Here is an 18,051-nt window from a genome sequence, read left to right as displayed (position 1 = left end):
TGTGAAATAACAATATATATGTAAAATTTATGTTTATTTGGGAGGTAATAAAATGGAAAGGTTAATTCGCGCCCCAAGGGGTAATAAACTGACCTGCAAGGGCTGGCATCAGGAAGCAGCCATGAGGATGCTTATGAATAACTTGGATCCTGAAGTAGCCGAAAGGCCAGAAGATTTGGTGGTATACGGAGGAGCGGGTAAAGCTGCGAGAAACTGGGAATGCTTTGATAAGATTGTAGAAGCGTTAAAAAATCTCGAAAACGACGAGACCTTATTAATACAGTCGGGAAAGCCCGTTGGCATTTTTAAAACTCACCCTATGGCACCGAGAGTGCTTATATCCAATGCCATGCTCGTCCCTGCCTGGGCAAACTGGGAGACTTTTTGGGACCTTGAGAAAAAAGGTCTTACGATGTACGGCCAAATGACTGCCGGAAGCTGGATTTATATAGGAACACAGGGTATCGTTCAGGGGACCTATGAAACCTTCGCAGCCTGTGCTAACAAATATTTTGGTGGCTCGCTAAAAGGAAAATTAGTATTAACGGCCGGTATGGGTGGCATGGGCGGTGCACAGCCTTTAGCTATAACCATGAATGACGGTGTAGCTCTTGTAGTGGAAGTAGATAGAAACAGAATTGAAAAAAGGATAAAAACAAGGTATTGCGATATAATGGTGGATAATTTGGATGAGGCTTTAAGTATTGCATTAAAGGCAAAAGAAGAAAAAAGAGCGATTTCCATTGGCCTGGTAGGGAATGCAGCAGAAGTACATCCCGAACTGGTTAAAAGAGGCATTATTCCCGATGTGGTAACCGATCAAACTTCTGCTCATGATCCTTTAAACGGTTATGTTCCTGCCGGAATGACCCTTGAAGAAGCCGTAGAACTTAGAAAAACAAATCCAAAGTTATATATTCAAAAGGCCAAGGAGAGTATGGCGGTACATGTTAGAGCAATGCTGGATATGAAAAAACGAGGTGCAATAGTTTTTGAATACGGTAATAATTTGAGGAGACAGGCTTATGATACCGGAGTTACGGATGCTTTTGAAATTTTGGGGTACGTTCCCGAATTTATTAGGGATCTTTTCTGTGAAGGCAGCGGGCCCTTCCGCTGGGCAGCCCTTTCCGGAGACCCCGAAGATATATACAGGACCGATGAAAAGGTACTGGAATTATTCCCGGAAGATAAACATTTAGCAAAATGGCTGAAACTTGCAAAAGAAAAAGTGGCTTTTCAAGGCCTTCCGGCCAGAATATGCTGGCTAAGATACGGTGAAAGGGCTAAAGCCGCTCTTGCTTTTAATGAGATGGTCAAAAATGGAGAATTAAAGGCTCCGATTGTTATAGGAAGGGACCATCACGATACGGGTTCTGTTGCTTCACCCTACAGGGAAACCGAAGCCATGAAAGACGGAAGCGATGCTATAGCCGATTGGCCAATCCTTAATGCTCTTTTAAACGTGGCTTCAGGAGCTTCGTGGGTTTCCGTTCACCACGGTGGAGGGGTAGGCATAGGTTATTCCATTCATGCAGGTGTAGTGGTAGTAGCGGACGGCACAGAAGATTCAGCTCTCAGAATTTCCCGGGTTTTGAACAATGACCCGGGTACGGGTGTGATGAGGCATGCCGATGCGGGTTACGATATTGCAATAAGGACTGCAAAGGAAAAAGGGATTAAGATGCCCATGTTGAAGTAAAAAATTAAGGAGGAAAATTTAATGACGAAAATAGTTGAATGCATTCCGAATTTTAGCGAGGGAAGGAGAAAAGAAGTAATCGAAAAAATAGCAGAAGAGATTAAAAAGGTCCCAAAGGTCAGGCTTTTGGACTATTCTGCCGATCAAAGCCACAACAGGAGCGTATTTACCTTTATGGGTGAACCGGAAGCGGTAATGGAAGCGGCTTTTTTGTCGGCAAAAAAAGCGGTGGAATTAATTGATATGACAAAACATAAAGGAGAACATCCGAGAATGGGAGCGGTAGACGTTATACCTTTTGTTCCCGTAAAAAATATGACGATGGAAGAATGCGTAGCCCTTTCGAAAGAACTGGGAAGGAGGATAGCTGAAGAACTTTCGGTCCCGGTGTTTTTATATGAGGCTTCCGCAACAAGGCCGGAAAGGAAAAACCTGGCGGAAATTAGAAAGGGAGAATTTGAGGGGATGCCTCAAAAGCTTAAAGATCCGGCATGGATGCCCGATTTTGGGAAACCTGAAATACACCCCACAGCTGGAGTTGTAGCGGTAGGTGCAAGGATGCCCCTTATTGCTTATAATGTGAATCTTAACACTTCAGATATTAATATAGCAAAAAACATAGCAAAAGTTATAAGAGAAAGCAGCGGAGGTTTGAAAAACGTAAAAGCAATAGGGGTAATGCTGGAAGAAAGGCAAATTGCTCAGGTTTCCATGAACCTCACTAACTACGAGCAAACAGCCATTTACAGGGTGTTTGAATTGATAAAAATGGAAGCAAAAAGATACGGAGTAGAAATTGTAGGAAGTGAAATAGTGGGTATTACGCCAATGAAAGCCCTTATCGAAACGGCAAAATATTATTTGCGACTGGAGAATTTCAATGATGAAAAGCAGGTTCTTGAAAATTATTTAATTGGTGAATAAAGCGGGGGATTACCCCGCTTTATTATAAATTTAATATTTTTTAGGAGGATGCCATGAATATTATATTGAGAAATATTGGAGTTTTAGCTACGCCATTAGGTAGTAAAGCTAAAGGGGGACCCAAGCAGGGAGAAATATCATTTGTAAAGAATGCTTTTGTTGCGATAAAAGATGGGAAGGTAGCTTATATTGGAGATGAAACAAAAAAATCTGACAAAGACTTTTTAAGAGAAAACTTTCCTTATAAGGAAATTGATGCAAATGGGAAACTCGTGACACCGGGTCTTGTGGACCCCCATACCCATTTAATATTTGCAGGGTGGAGGCAAAAAGAGCTTTCATTGAAGATAAAAGGGTATAAATACCTTGATATATTAAAAATGGGTGGAGGAATTTTATACACCGTAGAAAAGACGAGAAATGCTTCCCTTCAGGAACTTGTGGAAAACGCGAAAAAATCCCTGAAAATTATGCTATCCTATGGAACTACCACCTGTGAAGCAAAAAGCGGTTACGGATTAAATGTGGAAGATGAGTTAAAAAGCTTGAGGGCTATACAAATTTTAAATGAAAGTCAACCTGTTGAAATTGTGCCTACATTTATGGGAGCCCATGCAGTCCCAAATGAATATAAAGATAAAAGGGAGTATATAAGAATTGTTAAAGAAGTAATGATTCCAAAAGTAAAAAAAGAAAATTTGGCAGAGTTTTGCGATGTTTTCTGCGAGGAAGGTGTATTTGATCTAAAGGAATCTGAAGAAATTTTGGAACAAGGCAAAAAATACGGCCTTATACCTAAAATTCATGCAGATGAGATTACTTCAATGGGTGGAGCAAAGCTTGCGGCTAAGGTCGGAGCAGTTTCAGCAGAACACTTAATACATGCAGATGATGAAGGCATAGAAGAATTGGCGAAAAAAGGTGTAATTGCCGTGCTATTACCGGGGACCTCCTTTTACCTTGGGGAGAATTTTGCAAAGGCTGAAATTTTTAAAGAAAAAAATGTTCCGATAGCCCTTGCCACTGATTTTAATCCAGGGTCTTCACCAAACGAGTCTTTGCAGATAGTTATGAACCTTGCATGTTTAAAGTATAAATTAACCCCGGAAGAGGTATTGACTGCTGTAACGTTAAACGCAGCAGCTGCAATAAACAGAGCTTCTAAAATAGGTACTATTGAGGAAGGAAAAAACGCTGACATAATTATTTGGGAAGCAGAAGATCTGGATTTTATATGCTATCATTACGGCACAAATCTTGTAAATAAAGTTATCAAAAAAGGTGAGCTGGTTTGGGGGGTAAATGTATGAAATTTCAGGATTATAAAATTTCGGATTTTCTTGATGAACTTTCTTCAAAAAGCCCTGCTCCTGGTGGGGGAACGGCTTCTGCTTTACTGGGTGCTGTAGGATTGTCTTTATTTTCTATGGTCTGCAACCTGACCCTGGGAAAGGAAAAGTTTAAACCCCAGAAAGAAACGATAAAGGAATTTTTAAATAAAGCTCAATCCTTACAGGAAGATTTCAGGCGATTGATGGATGAGGACACAGAGGCTTTTAACGAAGTCGCTAAGGCCTATAAAATGCCTAAAGATTCCGAGGAAGAAAAGAAAAAAAGAAAGGAAGCAATTCAGGAAGCTTTAATGAAAGCTGCCTGGGCCCCTTTGAAAATGATGGAAAAGGTAAAAGAAGCCTCGGAACTTATTGCCCCTGCCGTTTCTTTGGTAAATCCGGCGGTTATTACCGACCTTGGGGTATGTGTATTATCGTTAAAAAGCGCTCTTTTTGGGGCATGGCTGAACGTAAAAATAAATTTAAATTCCATTGTTGACGAAAAATTCAGGGCATTTTTATCGGAAAAAATGATGGAGTATTTAAAGGTATCGGAAAATCTTGATAAACTTTTTGAAGAAATACAGAAGAAGTTAGTTTAATTACAATTTTTTGGTTTTCATTACTATGAAATATAAAAGGGGCAATAGAAAACAGGCAGGGATTGACAAAAAATCGGAAAAAGAAAGCCAGGTTTCCACTTCAGCCATATTTTTAGGGATAAAAGAGAGAATAAAAATTAAAGGAAAAAGCATTTCTGCAGGAACCCTTAAATCTTCCAGGCCTAAAATACTTTTTAAGCACATGGAAGCAGCAAAATAATAAGAAGAGATGGTGGTAAATACCGTTATTAACCAGAAAGAAATAACAAGAGCATCTACTCTTTCAAATAAGCCACCCGGCAGGATTAGTCTTTTTGCCATTTCCATTCCCGGCCAAACGAATAATTTTGTTTCTTCAATCCCAAGGGAGGAAAAAACCATAATAACTACGAAAAGATAAAACAATACCATGAACAGGTTGTAAAACACTACTATTTTAATAGTTTTCTTTGGATCTTTAAGATTTGGGCTGATAAGTAAAAGTATTTCAAAACCTACCAGGCTGAACAATGACTTATATGTTCCCGAAATCAATTTTGGAAAGGATATTGTGAATAATGGGAGTAGCCTTGAAAAATCCGCATCAGAAAAACCGAGGAGATAGAAGAAAAATGACGGCACAAACCAGTATGGAGTAAGGAAAAAACATATTCTTGCAAGGGGTTCTACGCCGTACCTGATTATGTAAGCGGAAATCAATATTAAATTTAAAATAACAAATTCCTTGGGTGTATGGCACAAAAGAAAAATTTTAAGGGCTTCCGAAATTATCTGGATTACCGTAACGGTAATTATTAAAAAATATAGGGTATAAAAAAATTTAATGGGATATGAAAGGATTTTTCCGAAGATTTTTTCGGAAAAATCCAGTGCATGGCGGGTAGTACATTTTTTTGCAATTAAAGCTACAATCAAACTACCCAGAAAGTTTATAATACCGCCCGTTAAAAGAAAAATCCAGCCGTTTTGATTCCCTTCACGGGCCAGGGTATTGGGTAGCATTAAAATTCCAACGCCGATAGAGGCGTTAATAAGAAAAGATATGCACTGCCTCGTGGTGATTTTGTCGTTATCAAAAACCTGCATATTATCACCTTACCTAATCCTTTTTTTATCCAAAGGCATCAAATATTCGGGCCTCTCTTTCATAAAAGAAAGAGGGGCTCTTATTATTACATCCTGAAGTTTTTCCGGGTCTAAATTTACAAAGGGATAAAAATATACTACTCCAAAACTTTTAAGGGTTACTAAGTGACAGTTTAACCAGAGAAAGCCTAATATAATCCCAAATAATCCAGCAACAGAGGCAAAAACCAAAAATATGAAAGTAAGTATCCTGAAGGCTATGGCAATGCTGTAACCCGGAATGGCAAAGGAGGAAATAGCGTTTAATGCTATTACTATTACCATTATGGGGCTTACTATTCCTGCCTTCACCGCTGCCTCACCGATAACAAGACCCCCCACTATTCCAATGGTCTTTCCAATGGGACCCGGGAGTCTTACTCCTGCTTCCCTTAATATCTCCAATATAAGGATCATAAGTAGAGCTTCTAAGGGAGAGCTAAAGGGCACTCCTTCCCTTGTTGCTGCAATAGAATATAAAAGGTCGGTGGGAATCATCTCGGGGTTATACGATGTCAAAGCCACGTATAATGCTGGTGCAAGGGTAGCCATAAATAACGCTAAAACGCGCAAAAATCTTATAATTGAAGCCAAATACCATTTTTGATAATAATCTTCCGCTGCCTGAAAAAGGCTTGTAAAAGTGGTAGGGCCGATTAGAGCATAGGGGGTATTGTCGCAAATTATAGCAAAATTTCCTTCCAAAAGCGAACCGGCTACCACATCGGGTCGTTCGGTTCTTCTGAATTGGGGAAAGGGCGAAAGCCAGTTATCTTCGATTAATTGTTCGATGTAACCGATTTCGATAATACCGTCAATATCGATTTTATTTATTCTATTTTGCACCTCTTCAATAAGTCTGGGATTTGCAATTCCTTGAAGATATAATATCCCCACATCGGTTTTGGTATGCCTGCCAAGTTTTATTGTTTTTATTTTTAGGTTTATGTCCTTTAATCTTCTCCTGATTAAAACTATATTTGTCCTGTAATTTTCGGTAAAACTATCCTTTGGACCTAAAATCACCGCTTCCGCGGTGGATTCGGTTATACTTCTTTTTTCATAGCCTTTTGAGCTTATAATTATTGCATCATCTATTCCATCAAAAAATAAAGCTGTTTCTCCCGATAGGACGTAATCAAATACCTTTTCAATATCGGTTTCGGATTTTAAATCACCTGCTGTTAGTACCGAAGTTTCGATAAACCGCTTTTTTATATTACTGGCATTTGTAACATTTTCTCTATAAAAAAGATTAAGAGATTTAATTATATGTTCCTGAATTAAATTTTTATCGGCAAGCCCATCTATATAAAGAAGAACTGCTTTTAATTTTGAGAAAGCTTCATCAATTGTTATTTCTCTTAAAATGACGTCATCGGCATCCAAGGTTTCTTTTATTTTTTTGACATTATCCTCCAAAATTTTAGATACTTTCATTTTGGTTCACCTCTTGAATTAAGTTTTTGATATTTTCCTAAAAAAAATTCTTAGACTTGCACATTTTTTAAAAAAATAACATATACTAAAGTAACGCCGAGGGAGGAGGTACTGTATGTTTGAATTTTTAGCGGTTATAAGTGCCCTTGGTATTTTACTTTTAAAAGAACTTTTTACACTTTTAGGATTTCTAACTGACAGTGAAGCCTTCCCTCAACCTTTAACTCCTGAAGAAGAAGAAAAGTATTTAGAACTTTCCAAAAAAGGAGTTAAAGAAGCAAGGGATATTTTAATTGAAAGAAATTTGAGATTGGTAGCCCATGTGGTAAAAAAATATTCCACAAAAACCGAAGATTTGGAAGATCTAATATCCATAGGAACAATAGGCCTTATCAAGGCTATTGACACTTACGATAAAGAAAAGGCCAATAGATTGGCTACTTATGCGGCAAGATGTATAGAAAATGAAATATTGATGAACCTTCGATCAACTAAAAAATTAAAAAATGAATTCTTTTTGCAGGAGCCCATAGGAGTAGATAAGGAAGGTAATGAAATATCGCTTTTGGATATTCTGGGAAGTGATACCGATGCAATTTTAGATGAAATTGCAAATAAGTTGGAACAAAAGAGAATTGTTGATAAGATAAGAAATTCTTTAAAAGGAAGGGAAAAAAAAGTTCTTGAACTGCGATTTGGTTTAAACAACGGTATTGAAAGGACACAAAAAGAAGTTGCAAAAATACTGGGCATTTCCCGATCCTATGTATCGAGAATTGAAAAAAAAGCAATAAAAAAATTATCCGAAGAACTCCTGAATAAAAAAAGCTGCGATTAAAAGTCGCAGCTTTTAAAGTTAATAGTTTTCTTTAATTATTTTAGCAATTTCTCTTCCTTTTTCAATAATAGCTTTTTCCTCGTTTTCGTCGGGAGTCATATTTATTAACAGGGGATCACAGAGGATTTTTACACCAATTTCTTTCATTTTTTCGTTTAGAGCCTTTACACCTATACCGGCCCATCCGTAAGTACCAAAAGCCATACCCATTTTGCAGACGGGTTTTATCATTTCCAAAAAGGAGAGAAAAGCATGCATCAATGGATGATAGCCTTTTACAAAAGTGGGGCTTCCCAAAAGTACAGCTCCGGCTTCAAGGGTTTCGGAAATAGCTTCAGAGAACGGGAAATTTGCTAAATCAATTTCTTTAACTTCTACATTTTCTTTTTTTATTCCCTCGCTTAAAAGCTTTGCAATTTTTTCTGTTCCCTTCCACATGCTGACATAAGCTATAACTACCTTTTTTGTCTCCGGATTTAAAGACCATCTTTTATAGTTGGATATCATTTCTTTAACTGCATTACCTTTTAATATGGGGCCATGAGAAGGAGCGACAATTTCCGGAGATAGATCTACCACCTTATCTATTCCTTTTACAGCTTGTTCCCAGTAAGCCCTCATTAAAAAGGTATAGTAATCCCTTGATTCTTCAATTATAGTTGATACATTTTCTATTATTAAAGGTTCAGCGGGAATCTGGGTTCCCAGAAAATCAGTAGAAAATAAAATATTTTTTTCTGGAATATAGGCGAAAGTAGTATCCGGCCAGTGAACCATGGGTGTTTCATAAACTTTTATTGAAAAGTTTTTTAAACTAATTACATCATTATCTTTTATTAAATTTATCCTTTCATCAGGTATTTGATATAGCTTTTTTATAAAACCGGCACATTTTTTTGTACAGAGTATTTTTGCCTTCTCGGCGTAATTTAATATATAGGGCAGGGAAGAGGAATGATCATTTTCCGAGTGAAGTAAAAATATATAGTCTAAATTCTTAGCGGGTATTATTTCTTCTATATTCTTTAACAAATCCTCGGCGTATTTTTCGTAAACCGTATCTATTAATATATTTTTATCACTTAATATAAGATAGGAGTTATAGGACCCTCCATTAACGGTAAGTCCGTGAAAATCCTTGAGTTGCCAGTCGTTCACTCCTACCCAGAAAATACCTTCCTGAATTTTTCTCATACAAAAACACCCCTTACATGTTCATCCAGTTCCAAACCTTACTTTCTTCTTCAGAATACCAGATTTCCGATTCCGATAAGTACCTGTAAACATTGTTTAAGGATTCGAAATGTTGTTTCTCCTGTTCCATCAAAGTTTCGAAAAACTCTTTTTCTTTTCCGATTGAATTTTTTGCAAAATCTTTATACATTTCATACCCCTTTTTTTCAAGCTCCATAGCAAGTTTATACCCTTCGATATGGTCAAGGGGTGCCTTTCGTTTTTCTTTATCTATTTCAAAAAACACCTTTTTAATATCTTCTTCCATTTTGTTTATTTGCTTCAATTCTGCAATGCCAATTTCAAAATTGCCTTTTTCATAAATATCTTCAATAAAATGGATATGTTCCTTTTCCTGCTCTGCCAGTGATTCAAAGAGCCTTTTAGCAAGGGGCTGATTCATCTTTTCAGCAATTTCTTTATAAAATTCAAAGCCTTTCCTTTCAAATTCAATGGCCTTTTTATATATTTCGTTCAATGTTAAGCCTCCTCTTTAAACATATCTTTGCCTGCACCGCAAACAGGGCAAGTCCAATCTTCGGGTAGGTCTTCAAAAGATGTTCCCGGTTTTATTCCATTTTCCGGATCGCCTTTTTCAGGGTCATATACATAACCGCAAACATCGCAAATGTATTTTTTCATTGTAGATTCCTCCCTTTGTATTTTATTATTAATTTTTATTTAATATACCAGTAATTCCATTATTTTTCAACGTTATTTTAACATTATTTTATAATAATTTCAAAAACTTTAACAAAGATGTTGACAAAAAGGTATTTAGGTATTATAATACCAAAATAGAGGGGGTGAAAAAAATAATCAATATTTTTAAAATGTCAGAAATGCTTTCTCTTGCTTTTCACAGTATGGTTTTAATTGCTTCAACGAAAGATGGGGAATTTCTAAACGTAAAGGATATGTCGGAAAAACTGAATGCATCCGAAGCACATCTTGCAAAAGTAATGCAAAGGTTATCAAAATCCGGACTTTTGCGTTCCGTAAGAGGACCAAAAGGTGGATTTATTCTTGCAAAGAAACCCGAAGAAATTTCTTTATACGACATTTATGAAGCCGTGGAAGGTCCAATTAAAGAAAGGGAATGCCCTTTAGGATACGATAAAAAATGCTATTTTAACGATTGTATTTTTGAAGGTATCCTTGAAAAATTGTATGCTGAATTTTTAGCTTTTATTAAAAATAAAAAATTAAGCGATTATATTTAAATAATTAGAGGAGGGGAAATATGTCCATGTTTTGCTTTCAGTGCCAGGAAGCGGCAAAAAATCAAGGGTGCACATTAAGGGGTGTATGCGGAAAATCGCAGGATACAGCCAAATTGCAGGACTTACTTATTTACACATTAAAAGGAATCTCTTATGTTAATCAAAGAGCAAGGGAAAAAGGGGCTACCGATGAAAAAGTGGATAAATTTATAATAGAAAGCCTCTTTTCAACCCTGACTAATGTAAATTTTGATGAAGAGTACTTTGTAAAAGCTATTGAGAAGGGATTATCAATCAGAGAGGAGATAATATCAAAAATTAATTTAGATGAAAACGAACTACCCGATGCAGCCACCTGGAAAGGCACAAAAGAGGAATTTCTTACGAAGGCGGAAAAGGTAGGAATTCTTTCCGAAGAAAATGAAGATATAAGGTCTTTAAAAGAATTACTAACCTATGGAGTTAAAGGAATAGCAGCTTATGCCTATCATGCATATGTTTTGGGTTATAAAAACGAAGAGATTTTCAAATTCATCGAAAAGGCTTTGGCTCAAACACTAAGAAAAGATATTTTTGCCGACGAACTTTTTTCTCTTGCTATGGAATGCGGAAAATATGCGGTAGAGACCTTATCACTCCTTGATACAGCAAACACTTCTACCTACGGTAATCCGGAAATAACAAAAGTTAACATCGGAGTAAGAAATAATCCGGGCATATTAATCTCCGGCCATGACTTAAAAGATTTAGAGGAACTTTTAGAACAAACAAAGGGTACCGGGGTTGATGTTTATACTCATGGAGAAATGCTCCCGGCCCACTATTATCCAGCTTTTAAGAAATATCCTCATTTTGCAGGAAACTACGGAAACGCATGGTGGATGCAGGACAAAGAATTTGAAAGCTTTAACGGGCCCATAATAATGACAACAAACTGCTTGGTGCCTCCGAAGGAAAGTTATAAAGACAGGCTTTATACTACAAATGTAGTAGGTTTTGAAGGGGTAAAATACATTCCAACCGGATCTGATGGGAAAAAAGATTTCAGCCAGGTAATAGATCATGCTAAAAAATGCCAGCCACCTGTAGAAATAGAAAAAGGTGAAATTATCGGCGGTTTTGCTCACAATCAGGTGCTTGCATTGGCGGACAAGGTAATTGAGGCAGTAAAAACGGGGGCAATCAAAAAGTTTGTGGTAATGGCAGGGTGCGATGGAAGAATGAAAAGCAGGGAATATTATACTGAATTTGCAAAGTCCTTGCCTGAGGACACTGTGATTCTTACAGCCGGATGTGCTAAGTACAGGTATAACAAATTAAATTTAGGTGATATAAATGGCATTCCGAGGGTTCTGGATGCAGGGCAATGCAATGATTCTTACTCATTGGCGGTAATAGCCCTGAAATTAAAGGAAGTTTTTGGTTTAAATGATATAAACGAACTTCCCATAGTTTATAATATTGCGTGGTACGAGCAGAAAGCGGTAGCCGTGTTGCTGGCTTTGCTTTACCTGGGTGTAAAAAACATACACCTTGGACCTACACTACCTGCATTTTTATCCCCCGGCGTGGCCAAAGTTCTCGTAGAGAAATTCAATATCGGAGGCATTTCCGATGTACAAAGTGATCTAAAATCTATGATCGGGTAGTTAAAAATTGGGAAGGGAAAAATTTCCCTTCCTTTTTTTGATATAAAAATCCGATCATATATATGAAAGTTTCGAAGCAAATATATATATGTTATAATAAAATATAATGTGTATTGGGAAAGGGTAAAGATTATATGATAAAATTTCTTGTGCCCGATATTTATTTAAACAGTGTTTATGATCTGGACTTAGAATTGCTAAAAAAGAAAAATATTAAGGGAATATTAATCGATCTTGACAATACCCTGCTTCCCTGGAATTCTTCAAGGATAGATGAAAAAATGACCGAATGGCTTTTAAATGCAAAAAAAATGGGTTTCAAGTTTTGCATTATCTCTAACAACAGGGCGAGCAGAATAAAAGAATGCGCAGAAAAATTGGGCATACCTGCGGTTGAAGGTATTGCCTTTAAACCGGCAAAGAGGGTATATATTAAGGGCATGAAAATTCTTGGAACGGAAAAGGAACAAACAGCGGTAATAGGAGACCAGCTTTTTACAGATATTCTGGGTGCAAAGCGACTTGGACTTTTTGCTATACTTGTTAGACCATTGGTGGAAAAGGAGTTTTTCTTTACCCGGTTTATGAGGAGGATTGAAGCAAAGATTCTCAAAAGGGTTTTGAAAAAAGAATCCGATAAAAATTGATATAAATCGTCAAAAAATGAAGGAATTATTCATAATATGTTGAAATAAAATATTAATCTTTAAAAGGCTTGAGGTGCGAAAATGACAAAAAACAGGAAACGTCTCGGGGATATTCTTTTAGAAGGAAAACTGATAACCCCCGAACAATTAAATAAAGCCCTGGAAATACAGAAAAAAACCGGTGAAAGATTGGGAGAAATTTTGATAAAACAAGGTTATATAAGTGAAGAAGAAATGGTGGAAATTTTGGAATTTCAGCTGGGGATTCCCAAAATTAATTTACATAAATACCTTATTGAACCCGAAATAGTAAAGATCTTACCTGAAGCCATAGCAAGGAAATATACGGTATTTCCCGTAAAGGTTGAAAACAATACCCTCACTCTTGCCGTTAACGACCCTTTTAATATTATTGCAATTGACGATATAAAGATGCTCACCGGATTAAATGTGGAAATAGTGCTGGCTACAAAGTCGGAAATAGAAAAAGCGATTGATAATTATTACTCATCCAAAGAAGTTATTCAAAAAGTGCTCCAGGAAATAAAAATCGAAATCGGAGCTACTGAAGATGAAAGCATTGGCATTGTTGATATTTCTGAAGAAGAAACCGCACCTGTTATAAGGCTTATTAATACTGTTATTAATCAGGCAGTAAAAGAAAACGCCAGCGATATACATATAGAACCCCAAGAAAGAAACATACGGGTAAGATTCAGGATAGATGGTGAACTTTATGAAGTAATAAGATGGCCCAAAAATTTGCTTCCATCCGTTCTAACGAGGATAAAGATACTTGCGGGGATGGACATCACCCAGCGCCGTTTGCCTCAGGACGGGCATTTAGAACTTCAGATAGAAAACAATAATATTGACGTCAGGGTGTCTACCCTCCCAACCGTCCACGGAGAAAAAATAGTTTTGCGTATTTTTAATAGAAAGCATTCCCTTTTGGGGCTTGAAGAACTGGGTTTTAATGGCGAGCAAATAGAAATAATAGAGAGGATCCTAAAAATTCCTTACGGAATGATCCTTGTTACCGGCCCTACCGGGAGCGGGAAAACCACAACCCTTTATTCCATGCTGAACAAGATAAATAACCCTACGAAAAACATTATTACCTTGGAAGACCCGGTGGAATATATTTTAAACGGCATAAATCAGGTGCAGATAAATATGAAGACGGGTTTTTCCTTTGCCAGCGGTTTGCGTTCGATTTTAAGGCAGGATCCGGATATTATTATGGTGGGAGAAATACGAGATGCGGAAACCGCAGATATAGCGGTTCGAGCAGCATTAACAGGCCATTTAGTGTTTTCAACCCTTCATACCAATAATGCGATAGGAACAATTACAAGACTTTTAGATATGGGACTTGAACCTTATCTTGTCGCTTCATGCCTTGTAGGAATTATTGCGCAAAGATTGGTGCGGAAAAACTGCCCTTACTGCAAGGAAAAATACGAACCCTTGCCCCACGAAAAAGCCTTTTTTGATGATGATAAAGAACTTGTACTGTATAAGAGTAAAGGCTGCAACTTCTGCAGCAATACTGGATTTAAAGGTAGAACTGTTTTGGCGGAAATTCTACCTATAAGCGCTGAATTAAGGGAATTAATCGCAAAAAAAGCCACTAATAGGGAAATTGCAGAGAAAAGCCAAAAGATTGGTTTTAAGTCGATGAAAGATGTCGGATTGGAAATGGTTAAAAATGGGATAACTACATTAGATGAAATATTAAAAGTACTTTATTCGGAAGAGGATTGAAAATGGAAGAAAAAAGGTTTTTAAAAATATTAGAAAAAGCTTTGAATAAAAGAGCCTCGGATATACATATTTCGGTGAATCTTCCTCCGGTTTTAAGAGTTGATGGAAAACTTTTCCTGATGGAAGAAGAAGAAAAATTTTCCGTAAAAGATTTGGAAGAAATAACAAGGATTATATTGACCAAGGAAAAATTTGATAAATTTAAAGAAAACGGAGAAATAGATTTTGCCTATTCAGTTAGCGGTTTGGGTAGATTCAGGGTAAATTTATACCTGCAGAGGGGTACTCCTGCTCTTGCCATTAGGACAATTTCTGACAAAATCCCCTCTTTTGAAGAACTAGAAATTCCTTCTATTTTAAAAAATTTTTCTTTAATGGAAAAGGGTTTAATAATAGTTACGGGGCCTACCGGCACCGGCAAATCTACTACCCTTGCCGCAATGATAGATTATATAAACAAAGAGAAAAATTGCCATATAATAACCATTGAGGATCCTATAGAGTACCTCCACCGGCATAAAAAAAGCATAATTCATCAGAGGGAATTAGGCGAAGACACCAGATCTTTTGATAGAGCTCTGGTTTCGGCTTTAAGGGAAGATCCGGATGTCATAATGATAGGAGAAATGCGGGATTTGAATACCATGGCTGCGGCTATTACCGCTGCAGAAACCGGGCACCTTGTCATGTCCACTTTACATACTTCCAGCGCTGCGGGCGCGATAGAAAGGATTATAGACATATTTCCTCCCCATCAACAAAATCAGATCAGGGTCCAGCTTTCGGATATTTTGCTCTGCGTGGTGGCCCAGAAGCTTTTACCTAAGAAGGATGGAGACGGTAGGGTTGCGGCTTTTGAGATTTTAATAGCAACCCCTGCGGTAAAGAATCTGATAAGAGAGGGAAAAACGCATCAATTATTTTCTGCAATTCAAACCGGAGCAAGGTTTGGTATGCAAACAATGGAGCAGGCTATTCAAAACCTGTTTAAAAGGGGATTAATATCAAAAGAGGTCCACGATAAACATATTACCGAGTTAAGCTTCATACAGTAGGTGAAGTGCATGTTAAATTTTTACTACAAGGGAATAAGTCCTCAGGGAGAAATAATTGAAGGTTTTTTTGAATGCAGCGAAAAAAGCGAAGTAGCAGAAATGCTCAAGAAAAAGGGATATATTCCCGTCAGGATAGAAAAAAGAAAAAATAAAAGCCTGATGGATACTCTGAGGCTTTTCACATCCCGTATTGGCTATAAGGATTTTGCCGTTTTTTGCCGGCAGTTTGCCATTATGCTGGAGGCGGGAATTCCGTTAATTGATTGTTTAAATATTATTTCTCAACAAACTGCAAACCCGGTTTTTAAAAAGACCTTAGAAAAGATGGTGTACGATTTAAAAAGAGGCTTGACCTTAGCGGAAGCCTTCAAAAATCAAAGCAATATATTCCCGGAGATTCTCGTAAACATGGTAGAAGCAGGAGAGGTAAGCGGTAGGCTGGATGATGTCTTGAAAAAAATTTCCGTTTACTTTGAAAACCTTTCAAAGCAGACGGAAAAAGTAAAAAATTCCTTAACCTATCCAGTTGTGCTGAGTATCGTGGCTTTTTTGGTAGTTGTATTTTTAATGAACAGCGTAATTCCTACTTTTATAAACTTGTTTGCGGAAGCAAAGGCAGAACTTCCCCTTACCACAAGGTTGCTATTGATGATAAGTCAGAAATTTAATATCATCTTGTCAATAATGTTACTAATAACAATATTATTAATTATTACATATTACAAATTAATGGAAAATCCCCAAATAGCAATAAAATTGGACTACTATAAGCTTAACATACCTTTAATTGGCAGATTTATAAAAAAAGGGATAACAGCAAACTTTGCCAATACCCTTGCGATACTTATTGCCAGCGGTATACCCATTTTAAAATCCTTAGAGGTTGCAGAAAGGGTAATACAAAACAGGGTTTTCAAAAAGGACCTGGAAAAAGCAAGGGAAGATTTAAGAAAGGGAAAAAGTTTATACGAAGCTCTTGAAAATAGCGAACTACCGGTTATGCTTATAAAAATGATAGGAGTGGGAGAGGAAGCAGGAGCTCTGGAAGAAATGCTTACAAAAACAGCGGGATTTTTCGAAAACGAAATGGAATTTGAAAGGGAAAGACTGCTGAGCCTGATAGAACCCGTAATGATAGTTTCCTTAGCCTTAGTTGTAGGTTTTATAGTAGTAGCGGTAGTGATGCCCATATTTACAATATACAACTTTTATTAAGGCATAAAATTTTTTTATAAATTTTTAATATAGAAGAAAGGGGGTGCAAGGGGGGCATGTTGATGAGAATTAGAAAAATGTTAAAAGAGAAAAAGGGGTTCACATTGATTGAATTGATTGTGGTTGTCGCAGTTCTTGGTATTTTGGCAACAATAGCGATACCGAGGGTAGGAAATATTGTAGGAACTGCAAAATCTAACGCAGATGAAATGAATAAATCTTTAATTATTAATGCATTGGAAAGATATAACGCAGAAAAAGGAGAATATCCTACTAGTTTGGATGTTTTAGTTTCCAGTGGTTATTTAGATAAAATTCCTAAAAAATCTAATAATACCGATTTTAGCTATAGTGTTGCAACAGATAAAAAAAGTTATACTTTGCAGTAAATTAATTATTTAATTTTAAATTTAAACGTTAAATGTAAGTTTTTAAGAATTGAAAGGTTTAAAAATACTTTTTGCAAAAATTTCTTGAAATATTTATTTTTTAATATTAATTATTAATAATAAAAACATTATCTGAATATAAAATTCCTTTCGGAGGGATATAATGCTTTTTTCCTTTATCCTGGGTGCAATAATCGGAAGTTTTATAAACGTTGTAGTCTACAGGGTTCCTCAAAAGATGTCCATTGTATATCCCTCCTCTCATTGTCCTTTTTGCAAAAAAAGGCTGGAGGTTTTTGAGCTTATACCCGTTGTGAGCTTTCTTTTACAAAAGGGACGGTGTAGAAATTGCGGTGAAAGGATTCCCATAAGGTATTTTTTTATAGAGCTCTTAACCGGAATACTTTTTACTCTTTTATTCTTTAAATTCGGTTATAATTTGAGTTTTATAAAATTTGCCCTTTTTGTAAGCGTGCTTTTATCTTTAACCTTTATAGATCTGGAGCATTACATTTTGCCCGATGAAATTATCATATTCGGCTTAGTTTGCGGTATTATTTTCGTTTTTATCGAGAAAAATTTTTATACCTCACTTCTGGGCGGATTAATAGGATTTACCTTTATGGCAGTGATTTTCCTGCTTTCTCGGGGAGGTATGGGGGGCGGGGATGTGAAACTCGCCTTATTGATAGGACTTTTTACCGGGATAAGGTTTATACTGCTGTCGATCTTAACTTCTTTTGTAGTAGGGGCCTTTATCGGGATTATATTAATTTTTATAAAAAGAAAAAATTTAAAAGATCCAATCCCCTTTGGGCCTTTTTTGAGTTTAGGCGCTATATTTTCGATACTTTTTGGAGAGGAATTGCTAAAATATTATTTTAACCTTTTTAAATAAATTTTGAAAAGAG

General features: G+C 36.7%; 18 protein-coding genes. 13 read left to right on the top strand and 5 right to left on the bottom strand.

Going from position 1 to position 18,051, the window contains the following annotated elements; all coding sequences use genetic code 11:
* Positions 1-52: 52 nt before the first annotated feature.
* Genes hutU through ATZ99_RS07450 form a run of 4 tightly spaced genes read left to right on the top strand, consistent with a single transcriptional unit; the run spans position 53 to position 4,559 of the window.
* A complete protein-coding gene (gene hutU / locus ATZ99_RS07465) occupies positions 53-1,702 on the top strand; it encodes a urocanate hydratase (RefSeq protein WP_068748610.1) in 1,650 nt (549 codons plus the stop codon).
* A 21-nt stretch (positions 1,703-1,723) separates the two neighbouring features.
* On the top strand, positions 1,724-2,626 hold the full coding sequence (gene ftcD, locus ATZ99_RS07460; RefSeq protein WP_068748609.1) for a glutamate formimidoyltransferase: 903 nt from the start codon (positions 1,724-1,726) through the stop codon (positions 2,624-2,626).
* A gap of 53 nt (positions 2,627-2,679) precedes the next feature.
* Entirely contained in the window at positions 2,680-3,936 is a 1,257-nt protein-coding gene (gene hutI / locus ATZ99_RS07455) for an imidazolonepropionase (protein WP_068748608.1), read from the top strand.
* Positions 3,933-4,559, top strand: a complete 627-nt coding sequence (locus ATZ99_RS07450) for a cyclodeaminase/cyclohydrolase family protein (RefSeq protein WP_068748607.1) — start codon at positions 3,933-3,935, stop codon at positions 4,557-4,559. The genes hutI and ATZ99_RS07450 overlap by 4 nt, the downstream gene beginning before the upstream one ends.
* On the opposite strand, the gene ATZ99_RS07445 is transcribed toward ATZ99_RS07450, so the two are convergent.
* Entirely contained in the window at positions 4,560-5,645 is a 1,086-nt protein-coding gene (locus ATZ99_RS07445; protein ID WP_068748606.1) for a GerAB/ArcD/ProY family transporter, read from the bottom strand. It lies immediately after the preceding gene.
* Between the two features lie 9 nt (positions 5,646-5,654).
* Complete coding sequence (locus ATZ99_RS07440; RefSeq protein WP_083947410.1) at positions 5,655-7,124, bottom strand: spore germination protein; 1,470 nt, start codon at positions 7,122-7,124, stop codon at positions 5,655-5,657.
* A gap of 115 nt (positions 7,125-7,239) precedes the next feature.
* Here ATZ99_RS07440 and sigK point away from each other — a divergent pair, with 115 nt between their 5' ends.
* Positions 7,240-7,962, top strand: coding sequence for an RNA polymerase sporulation sigma factor SigK (sigK, locus tag ATZ99_RS07435; protein WP_068748605.1), 723 nt, complete (start codon positions 7,240-7,242; stop codon positions 7,960-7,962).
* Between the two features lie 18 nt (positions 7,963-7,980).
* On the opposite strand, the gene ATZ99_RS07430 is transcribed toward sigK, so the two are convergent.
* The 3 genes from ATZ99_RS07430 to rd are packed head-to-tail and all read right to left on the bottom strand — an operon-like array spanning position 7,981 to position 9,837.
* A complete protein-coding gene (locus ATZ99_RS07430) occupies positions 7,981-9,156 on the bottom strand; it encodes an FprA family A-type flavoprotein (RefSeq protein WP_068748604.1) in 1,176 nt (391 codons plus the stop codon).
* A 13-nt stretch (positions 9,157-9,169) separates the two neighbouring features.
* The gene (locus ATZ99_RS07425) at positions 9,170-9,673 is read right to left on the bottom strand and encodes a ferritin-like domain-containing protein (RefSeq protein ID WP_068748603.1); all 504 of its coding nucleotides are present in this window, start codon (positions 9,671-9,673) and stop codon (positions 9,170-9,172) included.
* A 2-nt stretch (positions 9,674-9,675) separates the two neighbouring features.
* Entirely contained in the window at positions 9,676-9,837 is a 162-nt protein-coding gene (gene rd, locus ATZ99_RS07420; protein ID WP_068748602.1) for a rubredoxin, read from the bottom strand.
* Positions 9,838-10,001: 164 nt separating this feature from the next.
* Here rd and ATZ99_RS07415 point away from each other — a divergent pair, with 164 nt between their 5' ends.
* The 8 genes from ATZ99_RS07415 (at position 10,002) to ATZ99_RS07380 (ending at position 18,038) form a co-directional block, all read left to right on the top strand.
* On the top strand, positions 10,002-10,418 hold the full coding sequence (locus ATZ99_RS07415; protein WP_083947409.1) for an RrF2 family transcriptional regulator: 417 nt from the start codon (positions 10,002-10,004) through the stop codon (positions 10,416-10,418).
* Between the two features lie 20 nt (positions 10,419-10,438).
* Positions 10,439-12,067 (top strand): hydroxylamine reductase, encoded by a 1,629-nt coding sequence (gene hcp / locus ATZ99_RS07410; RefSeq protein WP_068748601.1) that lies wholly within the window; start codon positions 10,439-10,441, stop codon positions 12,065-12,067.
* A gap of 134 nt (positions 12,068-12,201) precedes the next feature.
* Complete coding sequence (locus ATZ99_RS07405) at positions 12,202-12,714, top strand: YqeG family HAD IIIA-type phosphatase (protein WP_068748600.1); 513 nt, start codon at positions 12,202-12,204, stop codon at positions 12,712-12,714.
* Positions 12,715-12,795: 81 nt separating this feature from the next.
* On the top strand, positions 12,796-14,481 hold the full coding sequence (locus ATZ99_RS07400) for a GspE/PulE family protein (RefSeq protein ID WP_068748599.1): 1,686 nt from the start codon (positions 12,796-12,798) through the stop codon (positions 14,479-14,481).
* Positions 14,482-14,483: 2 nt separating this feature from the next.
* Positions 14,484-15,536 (top strand): type IV pilus twitching motility protein PilT, encoded by a 1,053-nt coding sequence (locus tag ATZ99_RS07395; protein WP_068748598.1) that lies wholly within the window; start codon positions 14,484-14,486, stop codon positions 15,534-15,536.
* A gap of 9 nt (positions 15,537-15,545) precedes the next feature.
* Positions 15,546-16,751, top strand: coding sequence for a type II secretion system F family protein (locus ATZ99_RS07390; protein ID WP_068748597.1), 1,206 nt, complete (start codon positions 15,546-15,548; stop codon positions 16,749-16,751).
* A gap of 62 nt (positions 16,752-16,813) precedes the next feature.
* Positions 16,814-17,140 (top strand): competence type IV pilus major pilin ComGC, encoded by a 327-nt coding sequence (locus ATZ99_RS12225; protein ID WP_281178172.1) that lies wholly within the window; start codon positions 16,814-16,816, stop codon positions 17,138-17,140.
* A gap of 163 nt (positions 17,141-17,303) precedes the next feature.
* Entirely contained in the window at positions 17,304-18,038 is a 735-nt protein-coding gene (locus ATZ99_RS07380) for a prepilin peptidase (protein ID WP_068748595.1), read from the top strand.
* Positions 18,039-18,051: the final 13 nt, after the last annotated feature.

It is taken from the genome of Thermovenabulum gondwanense (genome assembly GCF_001601575.1).
Lineage (GTDB): Bacteria > Bacillota > Thermosediminibacteria > Thermosediminibacterales > Thermosediminibacteraceae > Thermovenabulum > Thermovenabulum gondwanense.
This window is presented reverse-complemented; position numbering and strand designations above follow the sequence as displayed.